The sequence below is a fragment of the Mycobacterium appelbergii genome (assembly GCF_032883035.1).
In the GTDB taxonomy this organism is placed as follows: domain Bacteria; phylum Actinomycetota; class Actinomycetes; order Mycobacteriales; family Mycobacteriaceae; genus Mycobacterium; species Mycobacterium appelbergii.
Map to the genome: position 1 here is coordinate 426,397 of NZ_JAMQTH010000005.1, position 23,361 is coordinate 449,757.

7 protein-coding genes and 1 pseudogene are annotated in these 23,361 nt (G+C 65.5%); 2 read left to right on the forward strand and 6 right to left on the reverse strand.

The features are described 5' to 3' along the window. Window positions 1-47: 47 nt before the first annotated feature. From M1247_RS14385 to mtf2, 5 genes are all read right to left on the reverse strand, one after another. Window positions 48-7,766, reverse strand: coding sequence for a non-ribosomal peptide synthetase (locus tag M1247_RS14385; protein WP_317157020.1), 7,719 nt, complete (start codon window positions 7,764-7,766; stop codon window positions 48-50). Beyond that, complete coding sequence (locus M1247_RS14390; RefSeq protein WP_317157021.1) at window positions 7,763-18,067, reverse strand: non-ribosomal peptide synthetase; 10,305 nt, start codon at window positions 18,065-18,067, stop codon at window positions 7,763-7,765. Before M1247_RS14390 ends, M1247_RS14385 begins: the two co-directional genes overlap by 4 nt. Before the next feature lie 26 nt (window positions 18,068-18,093). Next, window positions 18,094-18,324: an MbtH family protein gene (locus tag M1247_RS14395; protein ID WP_317157022.1), complete on the reverse strand. Its 231-nt coding sequence runs from the start codon at window positions 18,322-18,324 to the stop codon at window positions 18,094-18,096. A 921-nt stretch (window positions 18,325-19,245) separates the two neighbouring features. After that, window positions 19,246-19,488, reverse strand: coding sequence for a hypothetical protein (locus M1247_RS14400; protein WP_317157023.1), 243 nt, complete (start codon window positions 19,486-19,488; stop codon window positions 19,246-19,248). 81 nt (window positions 19,489-19,569) lie between these two features. Continuing rightward, window positions 19,570-20,391: a fatty-acid O-methyltransferase Mtf2 gene (gene mtf2, locus M1247_RS14405; protein ID WP_317157038.1), complete on the reverse strand. Its 822-nt coding sequence runs from the start codon at window positions 20,389-20,391 to the stop codon at window positions 19,570-19,572. Between the two features lie 139 nt (window positions 20,392-20,530). On the opposite strand from mtf2, the gene M1247_RS14410 reads away from it, so the two are divergent. After that, on the forward strand, window positions 20,531-21,778 hold the full coding sequence (locus tag M1247_RS14410; protein ID WP_317157024.1) for a glycosyltransferase: 1,248 nt from the start codon (window positions 20,531-20,533) through the stop codon (window positions 21,776-21,778). Window positions 21,779-22,055: 277 nt separating this feature from the next. Beyond that, window positions 22,056-23,279, forward strand: a complete 1,224-nt coding sequence (locus M1247_RS14415; protein WP_317157025.1) for a methyltransferase domain-containing protein — start codon at window positions 22,056-22,058, stop codon at window positions 23,277-23,279. Here the strand turns inward: M1247_RS14415 and M1247_RS14420 are convergent. Continuing rightward, window positions 23,280-23,361 (reverse strand): annotated as a pseudogene (locus M1247_RS14420) (class I SAM-dependent methyltransferase); the annotation flags it as partial.

Consider the following 23,361-nt stretch of genomic DNA (forward strand, 5'->3'; position numbering starts at 1 on the left):
GTAACCCTGTCTGATTGCTGTCAACTGAAGTTTTTGAACGCGTCGGATCAGAGCAGTCCGAGCACCTGCAGATCCGTGACGTATTTGACCAGGACCGGTTTCGAGACGTGTGGAATGTCGTGGCTGGGGCCGATTTTGGCCTCTTGGACGGCGGCGCGGAACCGGTCGGCCGGTGCGTAGGACCCGTTGGTGGGTGCCGGCGGTTGCAGTTCTGGTTGGCTCTGCTTGAGCACGGTCAGCATCTGCAGTACCGAGTTCTGCCGTTGCTGTTCGGGCAGGGCTCGTAGCCCAGTTTCGAAGCGTTGCAGCCATTGTCCGAAGTCGGTGATGCGTTCGATCGGGTAGCCGGCTTCGATGAGCCAGTCGAGGTAGGTGTCGATCCCGATGCCATCATCGTGGGGGTTCATCACGTGATAGGTCTGGAAGCTCGGGGTGTCCGAACGTGCCACCTGCCAGCCCAGCCGGGTGATGGCCTCGGCGACGAAGTCCACCGGCAGCCCGTCGAAGTGGGCCCGCTGGCGGTTGCCGTCGGCGTCGAGTTGGTAGAACGACGCGGGTGCGACCCCGGTGGCCACGATGCTGAGCACCATCCGGGTGACGGTGTCGGAGACGTTGAGCTGGCCGGCGAAGGTGGGCTCGACCATGATCATGCCCGACCGGAACACCGCCACCGGTAGTCCGCACAGGTCGTGGGCCTCGCGCAGCAGGACCTCGCCGGCCCACTTGCTGTTGCCGTAGCCGTTGGCGTAGCCGGCGTCGACGGTGCGGGTGGCGCTGATGGTCCGGATGTCGGCGTCTTCGGTGAACATTGCCGGTTCGATCTGGCGGCCGACATCGGAGGTCGAGACGAAGGTGTAGGGCTTGAGTTTGGCGGTCAGGGCGAACCGGATCAGTTCGGCGGTGCCGATCACGTTGGGTCCGAACAGTTCCCAGTAGGGCAGCACACTGTTGACGAAGGCCGCCGAGTCCACGATCAGATCGACGCTGTCGGCCAGTTGCTGCCAGGTCTGTTCGTCGAGGCCCAGGTTGTGTTCGCCTTTGTCGCCGGCGATGACCCGCAATCGTTCCGAGGCCAGTTCCTTGAAGTGCTTGCGCAGCACCGGGTCGGTGTCGAAGGTCGCTTCCAGGCGCCGGCGGGCGTCTTCGTCGGAAGCGGCGCGCACCAGGCAGATCACGGTGTCATCGACCCGCCGCATCCGTTGGAGCCAATCCAGCAGCAGATAGCGTCCGAGGAACCCGGTCGCCCCGGTCAGCAGAACGGTCTGCACCTGCCCGTCCGGGCGCGGCAGACTCGGAGCCGCCCGCAGCACACCAGCATCGATGAACTTGTCGAGCGTGAGATCACTCGCGTGGACCTCGCCGGCATCGCGGCCATGCACGGACGCGAAGCTGACACTCCCCAGTTCCGCATCGGATCCCGCATCGCCCTCCAACTGCTGGCTCAAGGCCCGCACCGACGGCGTCTCGAACAGCGTCCGCACCGCGAGTTGGGCATCGAGGGCCGTGTTGACCGCGGCCACCACCCGCATCGCCGAGATCGAGTCGCCGCCCAGTTCGAAGAACGAATCGTCGACGCCGACCCGGTCGACGCCGAGCACGTGGGCATAGATCCCCACGATGGTCTCCTCGGTCGCGGTCGACGGCGCCCGGTAGGTGACGCCGGCGCTCCGGTACTCCGGAGCCGGCAACGCGCGCCGGTCGAGCTTGCCGTTGACGGTCAACGGCAACGCCGGAACCACCACGATCGCGACCGGAACCATGTACGCCGGCAGGCGATTCGCCAGCGCGGCACGCAGGTCCGCCGGCTCGGCGCTGCCTGCGACGTAACCGACCAGACGCTTGTCACCGGGACGGTCCTCACGGGCGATCACCGCCGCCTGATCCACCCCGTCCAACTCGGCGAGCGCGGCCTGGATCTCCCCGAGTTCGATGCGATAGCCACGGATCTTGACCTGCTCATCGGCACGACCCAGGTACTGCAACTGCCCGTCGGCACCCCAGCACACCAGATCACCCGTGCGGTACATCCGGGCACCGGACTCCCCGAACGGGCACGCCACGAACCGCGACGCCGACAATCCCGGCCGGTTGACGTAGCCGACGCCCAAGCCCCGGCCCGCCAGGTACAGCTCACCGACCACGCCGACCGGCACCGGACGCAACCATTCGTCGAGGACGAACGTCGCGCCGCCCGGCACGGGCGAACCGATCGGGACACCGCCCGAGGAGCCTTCTGCCCCAGCTTTTTTCAACGGCGCACTGATCGCCGCGTAGATCGTCGCCTCGGTCGGGCCGTAGGCGTTGAGCATCACCCGGCCCGGAGCCCAGCGATCCACGACCTCGGTCGGGCAGGCCTCACCGGCCACCACCAAGGTGGTGTTCTCCAGCCCCACCGGGGACAACATGCCCACCGCCGACGGAGTCTGGTACAGCACCGTGACCCCTTCGGCCACCAGCAACTTGTGCAGATCATCCGGCGAGCCCGCGGCCCACTCCGGCACGATCACCAGCCGCGCACCATGCAGCAGGGCGCCCCAGATCTCCCACACCGAGACATCGAAAACCAGTGAATGCCACTGCGACCACACCTGGCCTTCTCCGGCAGGCATATCGGTGTGCAGCTTCTCCAGCACCTGCGTGACGTTGCCGTGGGTGATCGCCACACCCTTGGGCATACCGGTCGTGCCCGAGGTGTAGATCGTGTACGCGATGTCGTCGGGAGCCGGCGTCAGCAGCGTCGTGCTGGGGTAGATCGCCGCGGCGGGGTCATCCGGTTCGTCGACTTCGACGATCACCAGATCGAACCCGTCCAACCGGCCACGTAGATCCGTGGTCGTGATCGCCGCAATCGGCGCGGCATCGGCGAGCATGAACTCCAACCGGCTCGGCGGCACCGCCGGATCGATCGGCAGATACCCCGCCCCCGTTTTCAGCACGGCCAGCATCGCCACGATCGCCTCATCGGAACGAGGTACCAGCAGCGCCACGGATTCACCCGGACCGGCGCCGTAGACGGCGAGCAGATTCGCCAACCGGTTCGCTGCCTCGTCGAGTTCGCCGTAGGACAGTGAACGTCCCTCGAACGTCAGCGCAATCGCCTCCGGGGTGGCGTCCACCTGCCGGGCGAACATCTCCGGAATCGACAGTTGCGCGGTGACCGGCCGGCTCAACACAGCCCGGTTGCCCCACTCGTCGATCAGCCCGCGCTCACCGGCATCCAGCATGTCCATCGACGACAGGCGGCGCGTGGGATCGGCGGTCATGTTGTCCAGCACCCGCTGGAACCGCTCGATCAACGCTTCGATGGCGGCCACATCGAAAGCGTCGGTGTCGAACTCGACACGCAGGCCGAGTTCATGACCGGGAAGCGCCATCACCGACAACGGGTAATGGTTGTACTCACGGTTGTTGAACTCGGTGATCGCCAGCTCTTGCACGCCCATGAACGCACTCGTGTCGATCGGGTAGCTCTCGTACAGGAAGAGCGTGTCGAACAGCTGCTCGTGACCGGCGACATGGTGAATCTCGTTGAGCGCCAAGTGCTCATGCTCGAGGGTGTCGTTGTGGTGATGCTGCAGCTGGTCGAGCAGGTCGGCGACGGTGGTGCTCGCGGTGGTGCGTGCCCGCACCGGGACCGTGTTGATCAGCAGGCCCACGATGGACTCGGAACCTGCCAACTCGGCCGGCCGCCCGGAAACCGCGGTGCCGAACGCCACGTCACGCTGCCCGGTCAACGCCATCAACAGCTGCGCCCAGGCGGCCTGCAGCACCGTGTTGACCGTGGTGTGGCAGGAACGCGCCAGTTCGCCAAGGGCTTTCGTGGCCTCGGCGGACAACCGATAGGACTCGACGCCTCGCGGCCCGGCCTGGGCCGGGCCTGCGACCAGTGTGGGTGTGGCGAACCCCTCCAGCACTTCGCCCCAGGCCGCCCGGGCTGCCTCCGAATCCTGGTCGGCCAGCCAGCCGACGAAGTCGCGGTACTGCGAAGCCGCGGGCAGTCGCTGCCCGAAGTAGCCGGCGAAGATCTCCTGCAGCAGGATCGGCAGCGACCAACCGTCGATCACGATGTGGTGGAACGTCAACACAAACCGGTGCTGATTCCCTGCGGTGCGGATCAGTGCGGCCCGGAAGGTCGGCCGTTCGATGAGGTCACAGACCGCGGCACGCTCTGCGGCGCAGAGGTGTTCGATCTCCTCGTCCGGCGTCAGATCGTCGCCGCGAAGATCCAGATACCGCCACGCGATCACCGGATTCGCGAGGATCACCTGCACGGGCTCGCCGAACTCTTCACAGAAGCGGGCCGCGAGGTTGGGATGGCGGGCGACGACGGTGTGTACCGCGTCGCGCAGGCGGTGCTGATCGAGAACACCGGTCACGGTGATATCCAGCTGCACCGCATACACATCGTTGACACCGCTGTCGCCGGCGTCCCGCGCGAAGGTGGAATGAAAGAGCAGGCCCTGCTGTACCGGGGTCAGCGGGAGGACGTCGGTGATGTCGTGTTGTGCTGCCAGCTCATCGATCTGGCGCTGGGTGAGCCGCGCGGGTTCGATGTCCGACGGGGTCAGCCCGCCGCCACCGGACCGCACATGAGCGCAGATCCCGGCCAGGGCATCGAACCACAACTGGCTCAGCCGGTTGATCTGATCCTCATCGACCGCCGACGGCGCCCAGGTCCAGCCGGCCTGCAGGCGCGGGCCGGTCTCGGAATCCATCGTGCCTGCGTTGAGTTCCACCGTGTGCATCAACGGCATGGGCACGGCCGAAGCCGCACCGGTCGCCGACAACGCGTCCTGATCGATCCGCCAGAGATCGTCGGAGAGTTCGTTCGCCCCCGCCCCGAGCCGCCCGAGGTAGTTGAACCCGATGACCGGCTCGGTCCCGCCGAGATCGACGTCGGGGTTCGAATAGCGCAGTAGCCCGTAGGTCAAACCGTCGGGCACGCCGCGAAGCTGCTCTTTTGCGTCCTTGACGAGCGCACCCAGCGCCGCTTCACCGGCGGTCACCTGCGCCCAGTCCAGTTCTCCCACAGCCAGCGCCACGGGGTACTTGGTGGTGAACCAGCCCACCGTGCGCGACAAGTCGATGTCGCGATCGCCAGTTCCACTCAGATCTTCGACGCGGCCGTGGCCCTCGACGTCGATGCCGATCGGCGCGCCCCCGTTGTCCAGGAACGACGTCCACGCCAATCCGAATGCGATCAGCAGGATGTCCTGCACCCCGGCATGGAACGCCGCGGGCACCTCGCCCAGCAGCAGGCGCGTGGTTTCAGCGTCCAACGACACCGACAACTGTTTGGCCGTCGCATAGGTGTCCACGGTCGGATCGACCGCAGGCAGCGCTGCGGGCGTGGCAGCCACCCGGCGCCACGAATCGGCCAGCTCGACCACCGCGGCGCTGCGCGCATGCTCGTCGAGGCGCTCCGACCAGCGGGCGAACGACATTCCGCCGGTCGGCAATTCCACGGGCTGCCCGCTGTGGTGCTGGGCCCAGGCGATGTTCAAGTCTTCCAACAGAATTCGCCACGACACGCCATCGACAGCCAGGTGGTGGATCATCAACACCAACTGGCTGGTGGCGCCGACCCACAGCGCGCTCAGCATTGCCCCCTGCGCAGGGTTCAGCCGCGACCGCGCCGCCACCAACGCCTCATCGGACAATACATCGACGATATGCAGGCAATCGGCGGCATTCACCGAGCCCACCTCGGGCACCAGCACGGATCCGTCCGTGTCGTCGGCGCGCAACCGCAGCGTGGCATGGCGATCCAGCAGTGCCTGCAGCACGATCTCGACATCGCCCTGGTTGACGCCGGCCGGAGCCTGCAGCACCAGGGTCTGGTTGAACTGGTCGACAGGACCGTCGACGGTGCGCAGCCACCGCATGATCGGGGTCGGCACCACCGGGCCGATACCCTCGTCAACCTCGGCGGATTCACCGTCGGCGAAGCCGGCCACCCGGGCCAGCCGGGCCACGGTCTGCTCGACGAAGATGTCGCGCGGGCGGCACGACACACCGGCGGCGCGAGCACGCGCCACCACCTGCATCGACAGGATGCTGTCCCCACCCAGATCGAAGAACGAATCATCGACCCCGACCCGCTCCACGCCGAGCACCTCGGCGTAGATGCCGGCCAGAATGTCCTCGACCGGGCCTGCGGGCGCGCGGTAGTCGCCACCGTTGGTGCGGTACTCCGGTGCAGGCAACGCCCGCTTGTCCAGTTTTCCGTTGACCGTCAGCGGCAGGGCGTCCAGCACCACGACCGCGACCGGCACCATGTAGGCGGGCAGGCGCTCGGCCATCACGGTGCGGGTGGCCGCCGGATCTGCCGTTCCGGTGATGTAACCGACCAGGCGCTTGTCGCCAGGGCGGTCTTCGCGGGCGATCACCACCGCCTGGTCCACCCCGTCGACCCGGGCCAGCGCGGCCTGCACTTCGCCGAGTTCGATGCGGTAGCCACGGATCTTGACCTGCTCATCGGCGCGACCCAGGTACTGCAGCTGCCCGTCGTCGTCCCATCGCACCAGGTCCCCGGTGCGGTACATGCGCGTGCCAGGCTGCCCGAACGGGCATGCCACGAACCGCGAAGCGGTCAGCCCTGGCCGGCCCACATAGCCGGTCGCCACACCGGCACCGGCCACATACAGCTCGCCGACCACGCCTTCCGGCGCCGGGCGAAGCCACTTGTCCAGCACGAACAACGCCGCCCCCGGCACCGGCGAACCGATCGACACGACTGAGCCCGGCGATCCCGCCGCCAGCGGCTTACTCATCGCGGCGTAGATCGTTGCCTCGGTAGGACCGTAGGCGTTGATCATCACCCGCCCGCCTGTCGCCCACCGGTCCACGAGTTCGGGCGGGCAGGCCTCACCGGCCACCACCAACGTCGTCGACTCCAACTGCTCCGGCGACAACATTCCTGCCGCCGAAGGGGTCTGGCACAGCACGCTGACCTTCTCGGTGACCAGCAGATTGTGCAGGTCGTCCGGTGAGCTGGCCACCGACTCGGGCACGACCACCAGGCGGCCGCCGTGCAGCAAGGCACCCCAGATCTCCCACACCGAAACGTCGAAGACCAGGGAATGCCACTGCGACCAGACCTGTCCCGGCCCCGCGGGCAGATCGGCGTGCAGGGCATCTGCCAGCTGGGTCACGTTGTGGTGGGTGACCGCAACCGCTTTCGGGACACCGGTGGTGCCCGACGTGTAGGTCATGTACGCGAGGTCATCGGGCGCGGGCATCGGCAACGCGGTGTCCGGTTGGCCGTCGAGCACGGGAGCGTCGACGTCGATCACCGGCACAGCGGACCGTTCCAGCCGCGAGCGCAGGTCGGCCGTGGTGAGCGCGGCCACCGGCGCGGCATCGGACATCATGAATTCGATACGCGCATCGGGATGCGCGGCGTCGATCGGCAGATACGCCGCGCCCGTCTTGAGCACCGCGAGAATGCCCACGATCGCCTCGGCAGAACGCGGAACCAGCAGCGCCACGCTCCGGCCGGGTCGGGCTCCGTGGCCGGAGAGCGCATGCGCCAACCGATTCGCAGCCTCGTCCAGCTCGCGGTAGGTGAACGACTTTTCCCCGCACACCAGTGCCACGGCCTCCGGTGCCCGGCGGACCTGTGCGGTGAACAACTCCGGGATCGACACCGGAGTGGGCCCGGGCCCGGTCAACACCGCGCGGTTGCCCCACTCGTCGAGCTGATCATGCTCGGTGTCATCGAGCAGGTCGAACGACAACAACGTCCGACTCGAATCAATGCTCATGACTGCTCCCTCGTATCTGCGGTCATGGCTACTAGTACCCGCCGGAACCGCTCGACCAACTTCTGAATGCGCGCAGTGGTGAAGACGTCAGTGTCAAATTCCACGCGCAGGCCGAGTTCATGGCCCGGAACTGCTTGTACCGACAGCGGATAGTGGTTGTACTCGCGGTTGGTGAAGCCCGTGATGGCCAACTCGCCCACACTCGACAACGCCGCCGCGTCGATCGGGTAGTTCTCGTAGACGAACATCGTGTCGAACAATTGGTCGTGACCGGCGACGCGGTGGATCTCGGCCAGGGCCAGATGCTGATGATCCAACGTGTCGTTCGAAGCGTTCTGCAGCTGGTGCAACAGGGTCGCGATGGTGGTGGACGGAGTGATCGTCGCCCGTACCGGCACGGTGTTGATCAGCAGTCCCACCATCGATTCCGCGCCGACCAGATCGGTCGGCCTGCCTGAAACCGCGGTGCCGAAGGCAACGTCGTTCTGGCCGGTGAGCCACATGAGGATCTGCGCCCACGCGGCCTGTAGCACCGTGCTGACCGTGGTGTGGCACGACCGCGCCAGAGCACCCAGCGCCTCGGTGATCTCAGCGGACATCTGGAACGATTCGACGCCCCGCGGTCCCAGCGCCAGCCGACCCGGCGGACCGACGAGGGCCGGCGTGTCGAACCCGTCGAACACGCTGCCCCATGCCGCCCTGGCGCTGTCGTTGTCCTGGGTGGCCAGCCAGGTGACAAATCTGCGGTACGGAACCGGCGCGGGCAGCCGCTCGCCGAAGTAACTGGCAAAGATCTCTTGCAGCAGGATCGGTTTCGACCAGCCGTCGAGCACGATGTGGTGATTGGTGAGCACGAACCGGTGCCGGTCCGGCGCGGTGCGGATCAGAGCGGCACGGAAGGCCGGTTGGTCGACCAGGTCGCACACCGCGGCGCGTTCGGCGGCCGAGAGCTGCTGAATCTGTTCCTCGGTATCGGCGCCCCCGGTGAGCTCGACGTACTGCCAGGCCAACGAGGGATCCGCCGAAAGGATCTGCACCGGAACGCCGAACTCTTCGTAGAAGTCGGCCGCCACGTTCGGGCGACGCTTGAGCACGGTGTGCACCGCATTGCGCAGCCGGTCGGCATCGAGCGGGCCGGACACGTCGATGTCCAGCTGCACCGCATACAGGTCTTCGCTGCCTTGCGCGGTACCGGTGTGGAACAGCAACCCCTGCTGCAACGGGGTCAGCGGCAGCACGTCGGCGATCGGGTATTGCGCTGCCAATTCATCGATCTGCAGCTGGTTCAGCCGAGCCGGAGCGATGTCAGACGGAGTCAGTCCGCCGCCGCCGGATCGCACATGCGCGCAGATCCCGGCCAGGGCGTCGAACCACAGCCGACCGAGCCGGCCGACCTGGTCGGAATTCAGCGCCGACAGCGCCCACGTCCACGTCGCGTGCAACTGCGGCCCCGAGTCTGTTTCCAAGGTGCCCGCGTTGAGTTCCACAGTGTGCCCCAGCGGCGTGGGAACCGCGGTGGCCGCGGCGGTGACCGATACTGCGTCCTGATCGATCTGCCAGAGGCCGTCGGCGAGGTCGGCCGTGCCCGCACCGAGCCGTCCCAGATAGTTGAAACCCAGGGCCGGATCCGGACCAGCCAGGGCCACATCGGGATTCAGGTAGCGCAGCACACCGTAGGTCAGCCCGTCAGGCAACTCCCGAAGTTGTTCCTTGACGGTTTTGATGACCGGGCCCAGGACCGCATCACCGGCAGTGACCTGCTCCCAGGACAGCTCACCGGCCGTCAGCGCCACCGGGTACTTGGTGGTGAACCAGCCCACCGTGCGCGACAGATCGATATCTCGATCGAGCTCTTCCTGGCGACCGTGGCCCTCCACGTCGATGGTGATCGGCGCCTCGCCTGCACCGGAGAACTCCGCCGCCGCCAATCCGAACGCGATCAGCAGGATGTCCTGCACGCCGGCGTGGAACGCCGCCGGAACCTCACCCAGCAACATCCGGGTGGTCTCGGTGTCCAGTGACATCGACACCTGCCCCGCGGTGGCATAGGTATCCCGCTCGGGTTGCACCGCAGGCAATGCGGCCGGTAGCTCGGCCACCCGCCGCCAGTCCTCGGCCAGACTCGCCACGGCCTCCGTGCGGGCGTATTCGTTCAGCACCGACGCCCACCGGGCGAACGAGGTGCCGCCCGTCGGCAACTCCACGGGTTGTCCACCGTGATGCTGCGCCCAGGCGATATTCAAGTCTTCCAACAGAATTCGCCACGACACCGCATCCACGGACAGGTGGTGGATCATCAACGCCAACGCACCGGTGTCGGGGACCCAGAGGGCGCTCAGCATCGCACCGGTGGCCGGGTTCAACCGCGACCGCGCGGCCGCCAATGCCTCATCGGACAATGCGTCGACGACCTGTAGGCACGAGTCGGCGGCTACCGATCCCACCTCGGGCACGGTGAGCGACCAGTCGCCCGACTCGTCGGCAGGTGCGCGCAGTCGCAGCATCGCATGCCGATCCAGCAAGGCCTGCAACAGCACCACCACGTCGGCCTCGGTGACGCCGTCCGGCGCCTGCACCACCACGGTCTGGTTGAACTGATCGGTCGGGCCGTCCGCGTGGTGCAGCCAGCGCATGATCGGCGTGGCCACCACCGGACCGATGCCTTCGTCGACCACACCGGACTCGGTGTTCGCGAACACCGCGACCTGGGCCAACCGGGACACGGTCTGCTCGACGAAGATGTCACGCGGCCGACAGACGAGGCCTGCCGCGCGGGCGCGCGACACCACCTGCATCGACGAGATGCTGTCTCCGCCAAGGTCGAAGAACGAATCGTCGACCCCGACCCGCTCGACTCCGAGTACCTGGGCATAGATGCCGGTCAGGATCTCCTCGACCGCGTTGACCGGCGCGCGGTACCGCTCGGCGTCCTGATACTCGGGGGCGGGCAGCGCGCGGGTGTCGAGCTTGCCGTTGACCGTCAGCGGCAGCGTATCGAGCACCACCACCGCAGCCGGAACCATGTAGGTCGGAAGGCGATCGGCGAGCGTGACGCGCGCCTTGTCGAGATCAACGGAGCCGCTGGCAGATTCAGTGACATAACCCACCAACCGCTTGTCACCGGGCCGGTCCTCACGGGCGATCACCGCCGCCTGGTCCACTCCGTCCAAACCGGCCAGCGCAGCGTGCACCTCACCCAGTTCGATGCGGTAACCGCGTATCTTCACCTGCTTGTCGGCACGCCCCACATACCGCAGTTGTCCGTCGGCACCCCACCGCACCAGATCGCCGGTGCGGTACATGCGCGCACCGTGCCCACCGAACGGGCACGCCACGAAACGGGTGGCGCTCAGATCCGGCCGGCCGACATAACCGCTCGCGAGGCCCGCGCCGGCCACGTACAACTCGCCGACGACGCCGACCGGCACCTGACGTAACCAGCCGTCCAGGACGAAGAAGGCCAGGTGCTCCAACGGCACGCCGATCGGGCTGACACTGCTGTCGAGGTCAGCGCCGCTGATCTCGCGGAACGAGGCATGCACCGTCGTCTCGGTGATGCCGTACATGTTGATCATGCGCGGCAGGCCCGGGTGGCTGCGAAGCCAGCCCGAAAGTCGATGCGGTTCAAGAGCTTCGCCACCGAACACGACCGTTTGCAGCTTCAGCTGCTGTCCCAGCTCAGGCTGCAGCGCATCGGCGGTCTGCAGCGCGTAGAACGCCGAAGGGGTCTGGCTCAGGACGGTGACCTGCTCGGTCACCAGCAGGGCATGGAAGTCTTCGGGCGACCGCACCACGGCATCCGGGACGATCAGCAGCCTGCCGCCGTAGAGCAGCGCGCCCCAGATCTCCCAGACTGAATAGTCGAAGGCCAGCGAATGACATTGGGTCCAGACCTGGCCGAGTTCTAGTTCCACGTCGAGGGATTCGAGCAACCGGGTCACGTTGCGGTGGGTGACCGCCACGCCCTTGGGCGCGCCGGTAGTGCCCGAGGTGTAGATGATGTAGGCGATGTTGTCCGCAGCCGGGATGGGCAACGCGGCGCTGGGCTGGGTGGCAACGGCGGGATCGTCGATGTCGATGACGGGCACCGTCGGCACATCAGGTCCCGACACCCTGGGCCGCAGATCCGCGGTGGTGACCACGGCGATCGGCGCGGAATCCTTGAGCATGAAACCGATCCGGGCGTCGGGATGCGCGGGGTCGATCGGCAGGTAGGCGGCGCCGGTCTTGAGCACCGCCAGAATCGCCGCGACCGCCTCCCCCGTGCGGGGCAGGAGCAGCGCCACCCGTTCACCCGGACCCGCACCGCGGCCTGCCAGCAGATGCGCCAGCCGGTTCGCGGATTCCTCGAGTTCCCGATACGTCCATGACCGGTCACCGCAGCTGAGCGCCACCGCGTCCGGGCCGCGAAGCACCTGCGCGGCGAACAGCGACGGAATCGACACCTCGCTGGTCTCGGACCTGGCCAACACCGCCCGGTTGCCCCATTCGTCCAGTCGGCTGTGCTCGCCGGCCTCGAGCAAATCAATGGACGACAACCGCCGTGCGGGATCGTCGGCCATGGCCGCCAAAACCTGCTGCAGCCGATTGGCCAGGGTCTCGACGGCGGCCTCGTCGAACACGTCGGTGTCGAATTCGACACGCAGGCCCAGCTCGCGACCCGGCATGGCGACCACTGACAGCGGGTAGTGGTTGTACTCGCGGCTGGTGAAGTCGGTGACGGCCAGATCCTGCACGCCCAACAGCGCGCCGGTGTCGATCGGGTAGTTCTCGTAGACGAACAGGGTGTCGAACAGTCGGTCGTGACCGGTGACGCGATGGATCTCGGCGAGCGACAGATGCTCGTGCTCGACGGTGTCGTTGTGCACGTGCTGCAACTGATCGAGCACGTCCGCGACGGTGGTTCCCGAATTGATCGTCGCCCGGACCGGCACGGTGTTGATCAGCAGACCCACAATCGTTTCCGCGCCGGGCAGATCGGCAGGCCGTCCTGAGACCGCAGTGCCGAAGGCCACATCATGCTGACCGGTCAGCCAGGTCAGCAGCTGCGCCCAAGCGGCCTGCAGGACCGTGTTGACCGTGGTGCGATGCGCGCGTGCGAGCTCGGTCAGCGCCGAGGTGGTGCGCTCGGACACGGTGAAAGATTCGACCCCACGCCGGCCGGCCTGTGCCGGGGGTCCCACCAGGGTGGGAGTCTCGAATCCGTCGAACACCTCCCGCCATGTCGCTTGTGCCACATCGCGATCCTGGCCCGCGAGCCAACTGACGAAGTTGCGATACGCGGTGGGGGCAGGCAGCCGTTGCCCGTAGTAGGTGGCGAAGATCTCCTGCAGCAGGATGGGCAGAGACCAGCCGTCGATCACGATGTGATGAACGGTCATGACCAGCCGGAACCGGTTGTCCGAAACACGCAACAGCGCGGCCCGGAAGAGAGGTTGGTCGGCGAGTTCGCAGACCGCGGCACGTTCGGCGGCGCACAGCTGGTCGATCTGGTCCTCGACCGCACCCGCCAATTCGACGTACTGCCAGGCGATTACCGGTTCGGCGGGAATGATCTGCACCGGCTCACCGAAATCCTCGCAGAATCGGGCCGCGAGGTTGGGATGCCGGTTGACCACGGTCTGCACCGCATCGCGCAGCCGGTGTGGGTCGAGGGTGCCGGTCATCGTGATGCCGAGTTGCACTGCGTACACCGCATCCGCGGGATCGCCAGAGTCCTCCGATCCGTCGAGGAAGCTGGCCTGGAACAACAGGCCCTGCTGCAACGGGGTCAACGGAAGCACGTCGGCAATGCCGAATTGCCGCTGCAGCTGGTCGATCTGCTCCTGGCTGAGCTGGGCAGGCGAAAGGTCCGACGGGGTCAATCCGCCGCCACCGTGCCGCACATGCGCGCAGATCCCGGCCAGGGCCTCGAACCACAACTGGCTCAGCCGGTCGGCCTGGGCGTGTCCGAGCGCCGAGGGCGCCCACGTCCAGGCCGCCTGCAGCCGCGGTCCTTCGGCGCTGTCCAGCGTGCCCGCGTTGAGCTCAACGGTGTGCGGCAACGACATGGGCACTGCTGCAGCCACATCCGTCATCGACAAGCTGTCGTCGCTGATCCGCCATAGTTCGTCGGAGAGATCACCTGCCCCGGCGCCGAGGCGACCGAGATAGTTGAACCCGATGGTCGGTTCCACGCCGCCGAGTTCGACGTCGGGATTCAGATAACGCAGCAGACCGTAGCCCAGCCCGTCGGGCAGTGCGCGGAGTTGTTCCTTGGCGGCCTTGATGATCGGGCCGAGCGCGGCCCCGCCGGCTGTCACCTGTGCCCACGACAGTCCGCCGACAGCCAACGCCACCGGGTACTTGGTGGTGAACCAGCCGACCGTGCGGGACAGGTCGACATCGTCCGCGAGTTCTTCGGCGCGGCCGTGGCCTTCGACGTCGATACCGATCGGCGCCTTACCGGTGCCGAGGAATTCCGCCCAGGCCAACCCGAACGCAATCAGCAGAATGTCCTGCACGCCGGCGTGAAACGCCGCAGGCGCCGCACCGAGCAACGCACGCGTGGTCTCGGCATCCAGCGACACCGACAGACGACCGGCATTGGCGAAGGTATCCACACCGGGTTGCACCGCAGGAAGTGCGGCGGGAGTCGTCAGGACCTCGCGCCACGCGTCGGCTTGGCCGACCACGTCTGCGCTGCGGGCATGCTCGTCGAGCAGTTCCGACCACCGCGCATAGGACGTACCGCCGGTCGGCAACTCGATCGGCTGCCCGCCGTGATGCTGTGCCCACGCGATGTTCAGGTCTTCCAACAGGATTCGCCACGACACCCCGTCGACTGCAAGGTGATGGATGACCAGTGCGAGCCGGCCGTCATCGGGCACCCACAGGGCACTGACCATCGCCCCGGCCGCCGGGTTCAACCGCGCCCGCGCAGCCACCAACGCCTCGTCGGACAACGCGTCCACCGATTGCAGGCAGTCGGTCGCGTTCACCGTGCCCTTCTCGGGCACCGACAGCGACCAGCCGTCAGCGTCGTCCGTGCCGCCCATCCGTAGGGTGCCATGCCGATCCAGCAAGGCCTGCAGGACGATCTCGACGTCAGCCTGGGTCACCCGCTCCGGGGCCTGGATCACCAGCGTCTGGTTGAACTGGTCGACCGGGCCGTCAACGCTGCGCAGCCAGCGCATGATCGGGGTGGCCGCCACCCTACCGATGCCCTCGTCGACAACGGCGGCCTCGCCGCCGGTGACCTTGACCACCGAAGCCAACCGGGCCACTGTCTGCTCGACGAAGATGTCACGCGGCCGGCAGAACACACCGGCGGCCCGGGCACGAGCCACCACCTGCATCGACAGGATGCTGTCTCCGCCGAGATCGAAGAACGGATCGTCGACCCCGACCCGCTCCTGTCCGAGCACCTCGGCGTAGATGCCTGCCAGAACTTCCTCGACCGGGGTCGCAGGCGCCCGGTAATCACTGCCGATGCCACGGTATTCCGGCGCAGGCAGAGCGCGGGTGTCCAGCTTGTTGTTCGGCGTCAGCGGCAACGCGTCGAGCACCACGACTGCGGTCGGAACCAGATACGGCGGCAACCGGTCAGCCAGTTGAGCCCGCGCCTCGACGGGATCAGCGGTCCCGGTGATGTAGCCGACCAGGCGCTTGTCGCCGGGGCGGTCCTCGCGGGCGATCACCGCGGCCTGGTCCACCCCGTCCAGCCGGGTCAGCGCGTTACGCACCTCCCCGAGTTCGATGCGGTACCCGCGGATCTTGACCTGCTCGTCAGCGCGGCCCAGATACCGCAGCTGGCCGTCGTCGCCCCAGCACACCAGGTCTCCGGTGCGATACATGCGCTCACCCGGTTCCCCGAACGGGCAGGCCACAAACCGGGATGCCGTCAGATCCGAACGGCCCACATAGCCGGACGCCACACCCGCGCCCGCCACGTACAGCTCGCCGACCACCCCCGCGGGCACCGGCTGCATCCAGGTGTCCAACACGAATAGGGCCGCCCCGGGTACCGGGGAGCCGATGGGCACCGCGTCAGCCGCACCGGCTTTCAGCGGTGCACTGATCGCCGCGCAGATGGTGGTCTCAGTCGGTCCGTAGGCGTCGAGCATCACTCGTGGATCGCGGGCCCAGCGATCCACCACTTCGGCCGGACAGGCCTCACCTGCCACCACCAGCGTCGTCGACTCCAGGCCCTCCGGGGACAGCATCGCGACCGCCGAGGGCGTCTGGGTGAGCACGCTGACCTTCTCGCGTACCAGCAGCGAGTGGAAGTCCTCGGGTGAGCCGGCCACCGACTCCGACACCACCACCAGACGCCCGCCACGCAGCAGCGCATGCCCTATTTCCCACACCGAGGCGTCGAAGCCGAGGGAATGGCAGAGCGCCCACACTCCCCCCGGCGGGAGGCTGGCATCCAGCGAGGTCATCAGCTGAGTCAGATTGCGATGGGTGACCGCGACACCCTTGGGGGTGCCGGTGGTACCCGAGGTGTAGATGATGTAAGCGATGTCATCAGGCATCGACGCCGACACGGCGGTGCCGGGTTGACCGTCCACCGCGCAGTCGTCGAGATCGATGAGGGCGACGTCGTATCCGTCCAGGCGCGGCCGCAATCCGGCGGTGGTGACCACGGCGATCGGCTTGGCGTCGGTGAGGATGAACTCCAGCCGCGACGCCGGCACGACGGGGTCGATCGGCACATACGCCGCTCCCGTCTTGAGCACCGCGAGAAACGCGATGACGGCGTTGGCCGACCGCTCCGACAACAGCGCCACCCGCTCGCCGGGACCGACGCCCCTGGCGACCAAAACGTGCGCCAACCGGTTGGCGGCCTCATCCAGCTCGCGGTAGGTCAATGTGCGGTCTTCGAAGGTCAGCGCCGGTGCCCCGGGTGCACTGCTGACGTGTGTGCCGAACAACTCGGGAATCGACGCCTCGGCAGGCACCGGCTCGGTCAGCACACCCTGATTGCCGATGTCGGCCAGTTCGGCGCGCTCGTCGGTGCCCAGCAGATCCAGCGACGACAGCTTCCGGTCCGGATCTGCTGCCATCGCGGTGACCGCCCGCTGGATGTGCTCCGCCAACCCGCCGACACCGAAATCGACGTAGGGCGCCCCGGCGCCGGCCGTACTGAGGAAGAGTTGGTCACTGGATCCGATGAAGAACAGCCCGAAGGACCCGGTGGGCCCGTGGTTGGTATACGACACCGAAACCTGGGCACCGGCCATCTCCAGAGTCAGCCGGGCCGGAATGAAGTTGATGGCCAACCGATTCGAGCCTTGGCCGCGGCCGCGAAGCCCCTGTTCGGCCTCGAGCAGGTGTACCGGGAACCGCTGATGTTGCAGCAGTTCCCGGATACGGGTGTCGACGTGACGGCAGAATTCGCCCACCGTCCAATCCGGCGGCGTCTGCAATACGAGTGGCGCAACGCCGGCGAGCATTCCTGGCAGCGTCTTCGTCTCGGAAGCGACCCGCCTGCTGACGGGGAAATCGAGCGTGACCTCCGAGCCGTGTGCGGTCCACGTCCGCGCCAAAAGCGCACATGCCGCGGTGGTGACCGAATATCGCCGGATCCGCAAACTCTTGGACAGCTGTTTTATATCGCCGACAACCGCCTGATCCACTTCGACCGATGCGGACGGGGTATAGGCGTCGCGGGCATTGCCCACCTGCGCCGTCGACTGTTCACGGAGATCTTCCGGAGGAAGGTTATTGCTCCAGTAGGCAAGATCTTCCTGGTAATCGTCGGAGGCCCGGTATTCCTCCTCAGCGTCGACCAAGTCCTGCAGCGATCCGAAGTATGCCGCTGGAACAGGTTCTTCGGTCACCAATGCCGAGTAAATAGTGGCGATTCGACGGCTCACCAGAGCCATACCCATTCCGTCTACTGAAATGTGGTGACCCAAACCGAATAAGTAGTATTCCGCGGACTGTGTTCGAAACAGCGCGAATTTCACCAGCCGTCCATCGAGCGGCAATGGCGTGTGTTGGATTTCCGACGCCATTTCCCGGACCCGCTGCACGGGATCCTCCGCGTCGCGAACGTCATAAAAGGGCAGCTCTAGATCCGAGTAGTCGAGCGGTTTCTGAAAAACCTGGCCGTCCACTTCAAAGAACGACGCCCGGGCCGGTTCCGCCTCGGTCATGGCCCGGCGAACGGCCTGTTCCAACAGAGCGTGGTCTACCGTGCCGTCAATCCTCCCCAAAAGGCCCAGTTGCCACTCTGTGCCGGCTAGCCCGCTTTCGTGCGAAAGCCAGATATCCAGCTGCGCACGGGAAAGCGGTAGCCCGTCATCAGATTTCATTTTTCGACTTCCCCACTAAATACGGTTCAGCCGCCAAGAGCCCCGCCCTGCGCCAACCTCTCGCGCAGGCTCTTCGGCCGTATGTCAGTCCAGCCTTGCTCAATGAATTCAAGACATGCAGCACGGTCCGCTTCGCCGTAAGCAACCCGCCAGCCCGCTGGCACGTCAGCAAAGGCCGGCCACAAGCTGTGCTGCTCCTCGTCATTGACCAAGACGAAAAAGCTGCCATTGTCGTCGTCGAACGGGTTGATGCTCACGTTTCTCCAGGATCTTGAAGCGGACGTCGCAAAGATATCGCAAACATACGGGAGGCCGCACCGCCGGGCTGGCGGTTTTCCCGAAGATCCCGAGGTTAGCGCACTTGAAAGGCCTTAGTTAGTTAGCGTCGAGTATTAGCTGAAGTTTCATGATCAAGGATTTTTCCGAGGCCCGAGCGAATTGACGGAGCCGTTACGCTATTGCGCATCCTGCCAGGTTGTGATTGTTCTGTGGAATTGCGCACCTTTCCACCGTCTTCAGCCCGGAAATCGACCTGACCGGACAGATTTAGCAAACTGCTGAATCTATTCCCGTATCAACGTTCCTGCATGCGAGTTACCCCATCCACAACTCGTTACCTCGCGAAACGAGATAGCTATTCCGGCTTGACTGCGCCGTTTCGAGAGGTAAGGCCGCAGCCAACGGCATCGCTGAACATTGCGAGATGTAACGGCTGCGGGTGCCCGACGAGCCGCGCACATCGCAACGGGCGCCCAGCGCGAAGGCGAACTGCACCCCTGCCGCAGATGTGGCAACGAATCGCGCAGCGATTGTTGAACGCGCAATCATGGCCTGGGCCCTCCGGTGGGCACCCTGAGCCAGGGAAGCCACTGGGAAACCGTGGTCACGGCAGCGCAACCCAGCAAGGAACGCCGATCCAGCGAACCGACTCCGTGCCCTTGCACTGGGTGCCACCGGCCCGCCGGCTGCGCCGAGTGGAACCGGTCGGCGCGCGGGCCCGCCAGGCGGCGAGAAGTCGATGGCCAGGGCATTAAGACACTTGTATCACAAGACAATTCGCCTCGGGGAGCGCGGCACGCACGGGCGAAACAGACAGACAGCGCCGTACTGCTGTTTTTGAATTCAAAGACCCCGCACGGCACTAAGATCCGTGCCGGTCGAGCTGAGACGAGGCCCTACTAGTCCTTGTCCTCAGAGCGGGCGTGCGATCCTTCGATCGGCGAACTTCCCGATGGCATGACCATGAAAAACACCGGAATACGCAGTAGCGCACCACCGGCGACCGGTACTCGAATCGCGAAGGACACGACCTCCAGTTCCAGGCGCTTGCCGCGCTGAGTCTCCATCTCGAGTCGCCCCGGCAAGCGCTTGGGCGCCGCGAGCCAATCCAGGCCACGTTCGATCGACTCGACGAGGTTCATGCAATCACTGTACCTGTGCCGGAAATGAGCGGTACCGACGTACGAACTCTTGTGCAGTAGACGCTATTTCGGACGGCCCACCTAAGCTTTGACGAAACAGTACATCCGATACTCCACGGAACCTCCACTGCCCAGTTCGTCGTAGGCCCGCTTCGCCGGCGCGAATTTTCGGACAAGTCCGCGAAGGAACATCGGGGTCACGCGGTCGATCACGTACTGCCAGCGCTCAAGGGTCTTCTCCATGCCCCGCCTGACCTCGGTGTTGATGTCCCGCTCCGAAATCATCTGCAGGGGCGCGGCCGCCAGCGCCTCGTCCCAACCAGGTATGTCGTAGGAGCTTCTGGCGTCGGCGTACAGGAAATGCCCGCCCGGGCGCAGCACGCGCGCAACCTCGGTGAGAAATTGTGGAAACCGGGGGTAAAGATGTGAGGATTCGATATTGACCACCGCATCGAAAGATTCGTCGGCGAATGGCAGATCCTGTGCGTCGCCTTGCCTGAAATCGAGGCCATCGACTTTGTGCCTCTTCCGGCAATAGTCGATACCGTCAGGGTTCAAATCCATGCCGGTATAGGAAGCTGGGCGCAAGGCCTGCATGAGATATGCGGCCCCACCACCGTGGCCGCAACCAACCTCCAACACCTGCTTGCCCTCGAGCTCAACCTGGTTGACCGTGCTGTGGTAAAGCTGAATCGGATACCGGTTGGGTTCGTCAGAGGCGGACAGCGGCACGCCCATCGCCGGTTCCTCCTCATAGCCGTAGTTGAGGAACACGACGTCTTCACCATCAAGTCTGCGGGCCGCATATCGGTAGATGAACCGTTGGACATGCTGCGTAAACTGCTCGTTCAACTTGAAGACGAGGCGGTTTCGCGACTCCAGCACCTGGTTTCTGAGAGCCATGGGGAAAGTATGGCAGAGACCGGAGCGATGGGTCAGATTAATCGACACCGAACGGCTTTGCGGCAGTTGGAAAACCCGAGATAATGAGCGAACACTCGGACATCGCCGCCGAGCACGACAGCTGAAAGGCCAGGAATACGTGAGGTTTGCGCTGGCATGTTATGGAACTCGCGGCGATGTCGAGCCGTCCGTCAGCGTCGGGCGCGAGCTGCAGCGCAGAGGTCACGATGTTTGTCTGGCCGTTCCTCCCGACCTGGCGGCTTTCGCCGAGGCCGCCGGACTCACCACCGTGGCGTACGGGCCTGAGCTACAGGCCTTCTTGCGAGAAGACTTCCTTCGCAACTTCTGGGCGCAGCTTTTTCGCAATCCTGTCGGTTCGCTGCGTGAACTATGGCAACCGATCGCGCAGTACTGGGGAGACACCAGCACCACGCTCACTTCGCTGGCCGACGGGGCCGATCTGCTCTCGACCGGGCTCAACTACGAACAACCCGCTGCCAATGTCGCTGAGTACTACGATATCCCGCTGATCTCGCTGCATCACTTCCCCATGCGACCCAACGGGCAACTGGTTCCCGCGCTGCCCTCGCCACTGGTCCGGTCCGGCGGTGCAGCGTCCGAGTGGCTACTCTGGCGCTCAACGAAGGACGTCGAGGACGCACAGCGACGGAGTCTGGGTTTGCCTGCCGCCAACTGCCCTTCGCCGCGTCGGATCGCGGGAAGAGGGTCGCTGGAGATTCAGGCCTACGACGAGGTGAGCGTGCCGGGGCTGGCCGCGGAGTGGGCAAAGTGGGGAGACCGGCGGCCCTTCGTGGGCGCGTTGACGATGGACCTGACCACCGAAGCCGACGACGAGGTGACGTCGTGGATCGCCGCGGGGTCACCGCCGATCTGCTTCGCCACAGGCAGCATTCCCGTTGAGTCCCCGGCAGAGACACTGGAAATGATCAGCGCAGCGTGCGCGCGGTTGGGCGAGCGGGCTCTGGTGTGTGCCGGCGGGACCGACTTCAGCGGGGTCGCGGTGTCCGATCACGTGAAGGTGGTCGGGGTGGTCAATTATGCGACGGTGTTCGCCGCGAGCCGTGCGGTCGTGCACCATGGCGGCTCGGGCACCACGGCCGCAAGCCTGCGCGCAGGAATTCCGACGCTGATCCTGTGGAGTTCAGCCGATCAGCCGTACTGGGGTAATCAACTCAAGCGGCTGAAAGTCGGGACGGCACGACGTATTTCGAAGACCACCGAGGAGTCCCTGACAGCCGACCTACGCCGGATCCTGACACCCGGATACGCCGCGCGGGCCCGCGCAGTCGCCACCAGGATGACGGCCCCCGCCGACAGCGTGACCAGGGCCGCAGACCTCTTCGAGGCTGCCGCCCGCCGCGCATAGGCCGATATCGGCGAAAATTGACCTCTGCGTTGATAACTGGACATTGCAAGCTTGGCGTGATTGCTCTGTCCGCTTACTGCAGAAGTTTTGCCAGGAATTCACCACTTCCCCTGCGCAGTACTGATTTGCGGTAATCGAACGATCCCGCACATTTCCTCATCATCGGCCGGCACAGTTATCAAATGCCGTCAGCGAAACCAATTTTCAGCACGAATGAAGGTCTACGCTCAGCAAAGCGACCAACTTGTGGGCGCACCTTGCAAAACAGGGGGCCACCATGACCGACCATACATGTCGTATTTGCGGCGGTGTCCTCCGCGAAGTCCTCGACCTCGGTCGGCAGCCCGTCTCGAACGCATTCGTCAGACGTGAGGTGGCGGATACCGTTCCGGTTTTTCGGCTTGCCGTAGGTGTCTGCTCGGGGTGCTCAATGGTCCAGCAACTCGACACCGTGCCTCCGAGCGACATGTACCGGGCAGATTATCCCTACCGTGCCTCCGGCTCCTTGATGATCCGCAAGCATTTCGAGGAGGTGGCGCGACACATCATGGAGACGTGCCCTGGCGGCCGCGACGGGTTCGTCGTCGAGATCGGCAGTAACGACGGCGTCATGCTGAAGACACTCAGCGCGGCGGGGATGCGGCATCTCGGGGTCGACCCGGCTGCCGGGGCGGGTGAGGTCGCCCGCTCACACGGCGTCAACGTCCGCACGGACTTCTTCAACGCTTCGACCGCGGCGGACATCCACGCCGAGTACGGGCCTGCGAACCTGATCTTCTCGGCCAACACATTCAGTCACATCTCGGATCTCGAGTCCATCTTCCGCGGGGTCGACTCGCTGCTCACGCCCGACGGACTGTTCGTGTTCGAGGACCGCTCCCTCGCCGACATCCTCAGGCACAACTACTTTGACCAGATTTATGACGAGCACATCTATCTGTTCTCGGTGAGTTCGGTAAAAGCCATGGCAGCCCACTTCGGCTTTGAGCTGGTTGATGCCGAACACCTGCCGCTGCACGGAGGCTCCATCCGCTACACCGTCGCCCGCCTGGGCACCCGGGTGCCAACCCCCGCCGTCGACGAATTTCTCGCCCAGGAGAAGGACGACGGGCTCGCCGAGGACGATACGTACACACGTTTCACCGGGGAGATCAACCGGATCAAGATCGACCTTGTCTCGCTACTCCAGGAACTACGGTCCGAGGGGCGATGCGTTGTCGGGTATGGCGCCACATCGAGGAGCGCGACCGTGCTCAACTATTTCGGTATCGGCCCGGATCTCCTTCCGATGGTATGTGATTCGACACCGGAGAAGCAGGGCCGCGTCACACCGGGCACCAAGATCCCGGTGTGCCCGTCTGAAGCGTTCTCGCATCCCTACCCCGACTATGCGCTGTTGTTCGCGTGGAACCACGCCGAAGAGATCATGGCCAAGGAGCATCTGTACCAGGAAAAGGGCGGACGATGGATCGTGTACGTGCCAGAGGTACATACCGTCTGATCACAGTGCCGGTTTGATGAGCAGTCCCTGGCCGGTGGGCAACGTACAGATCGGCACACCCAATTCCCGAGCCAACTCATCC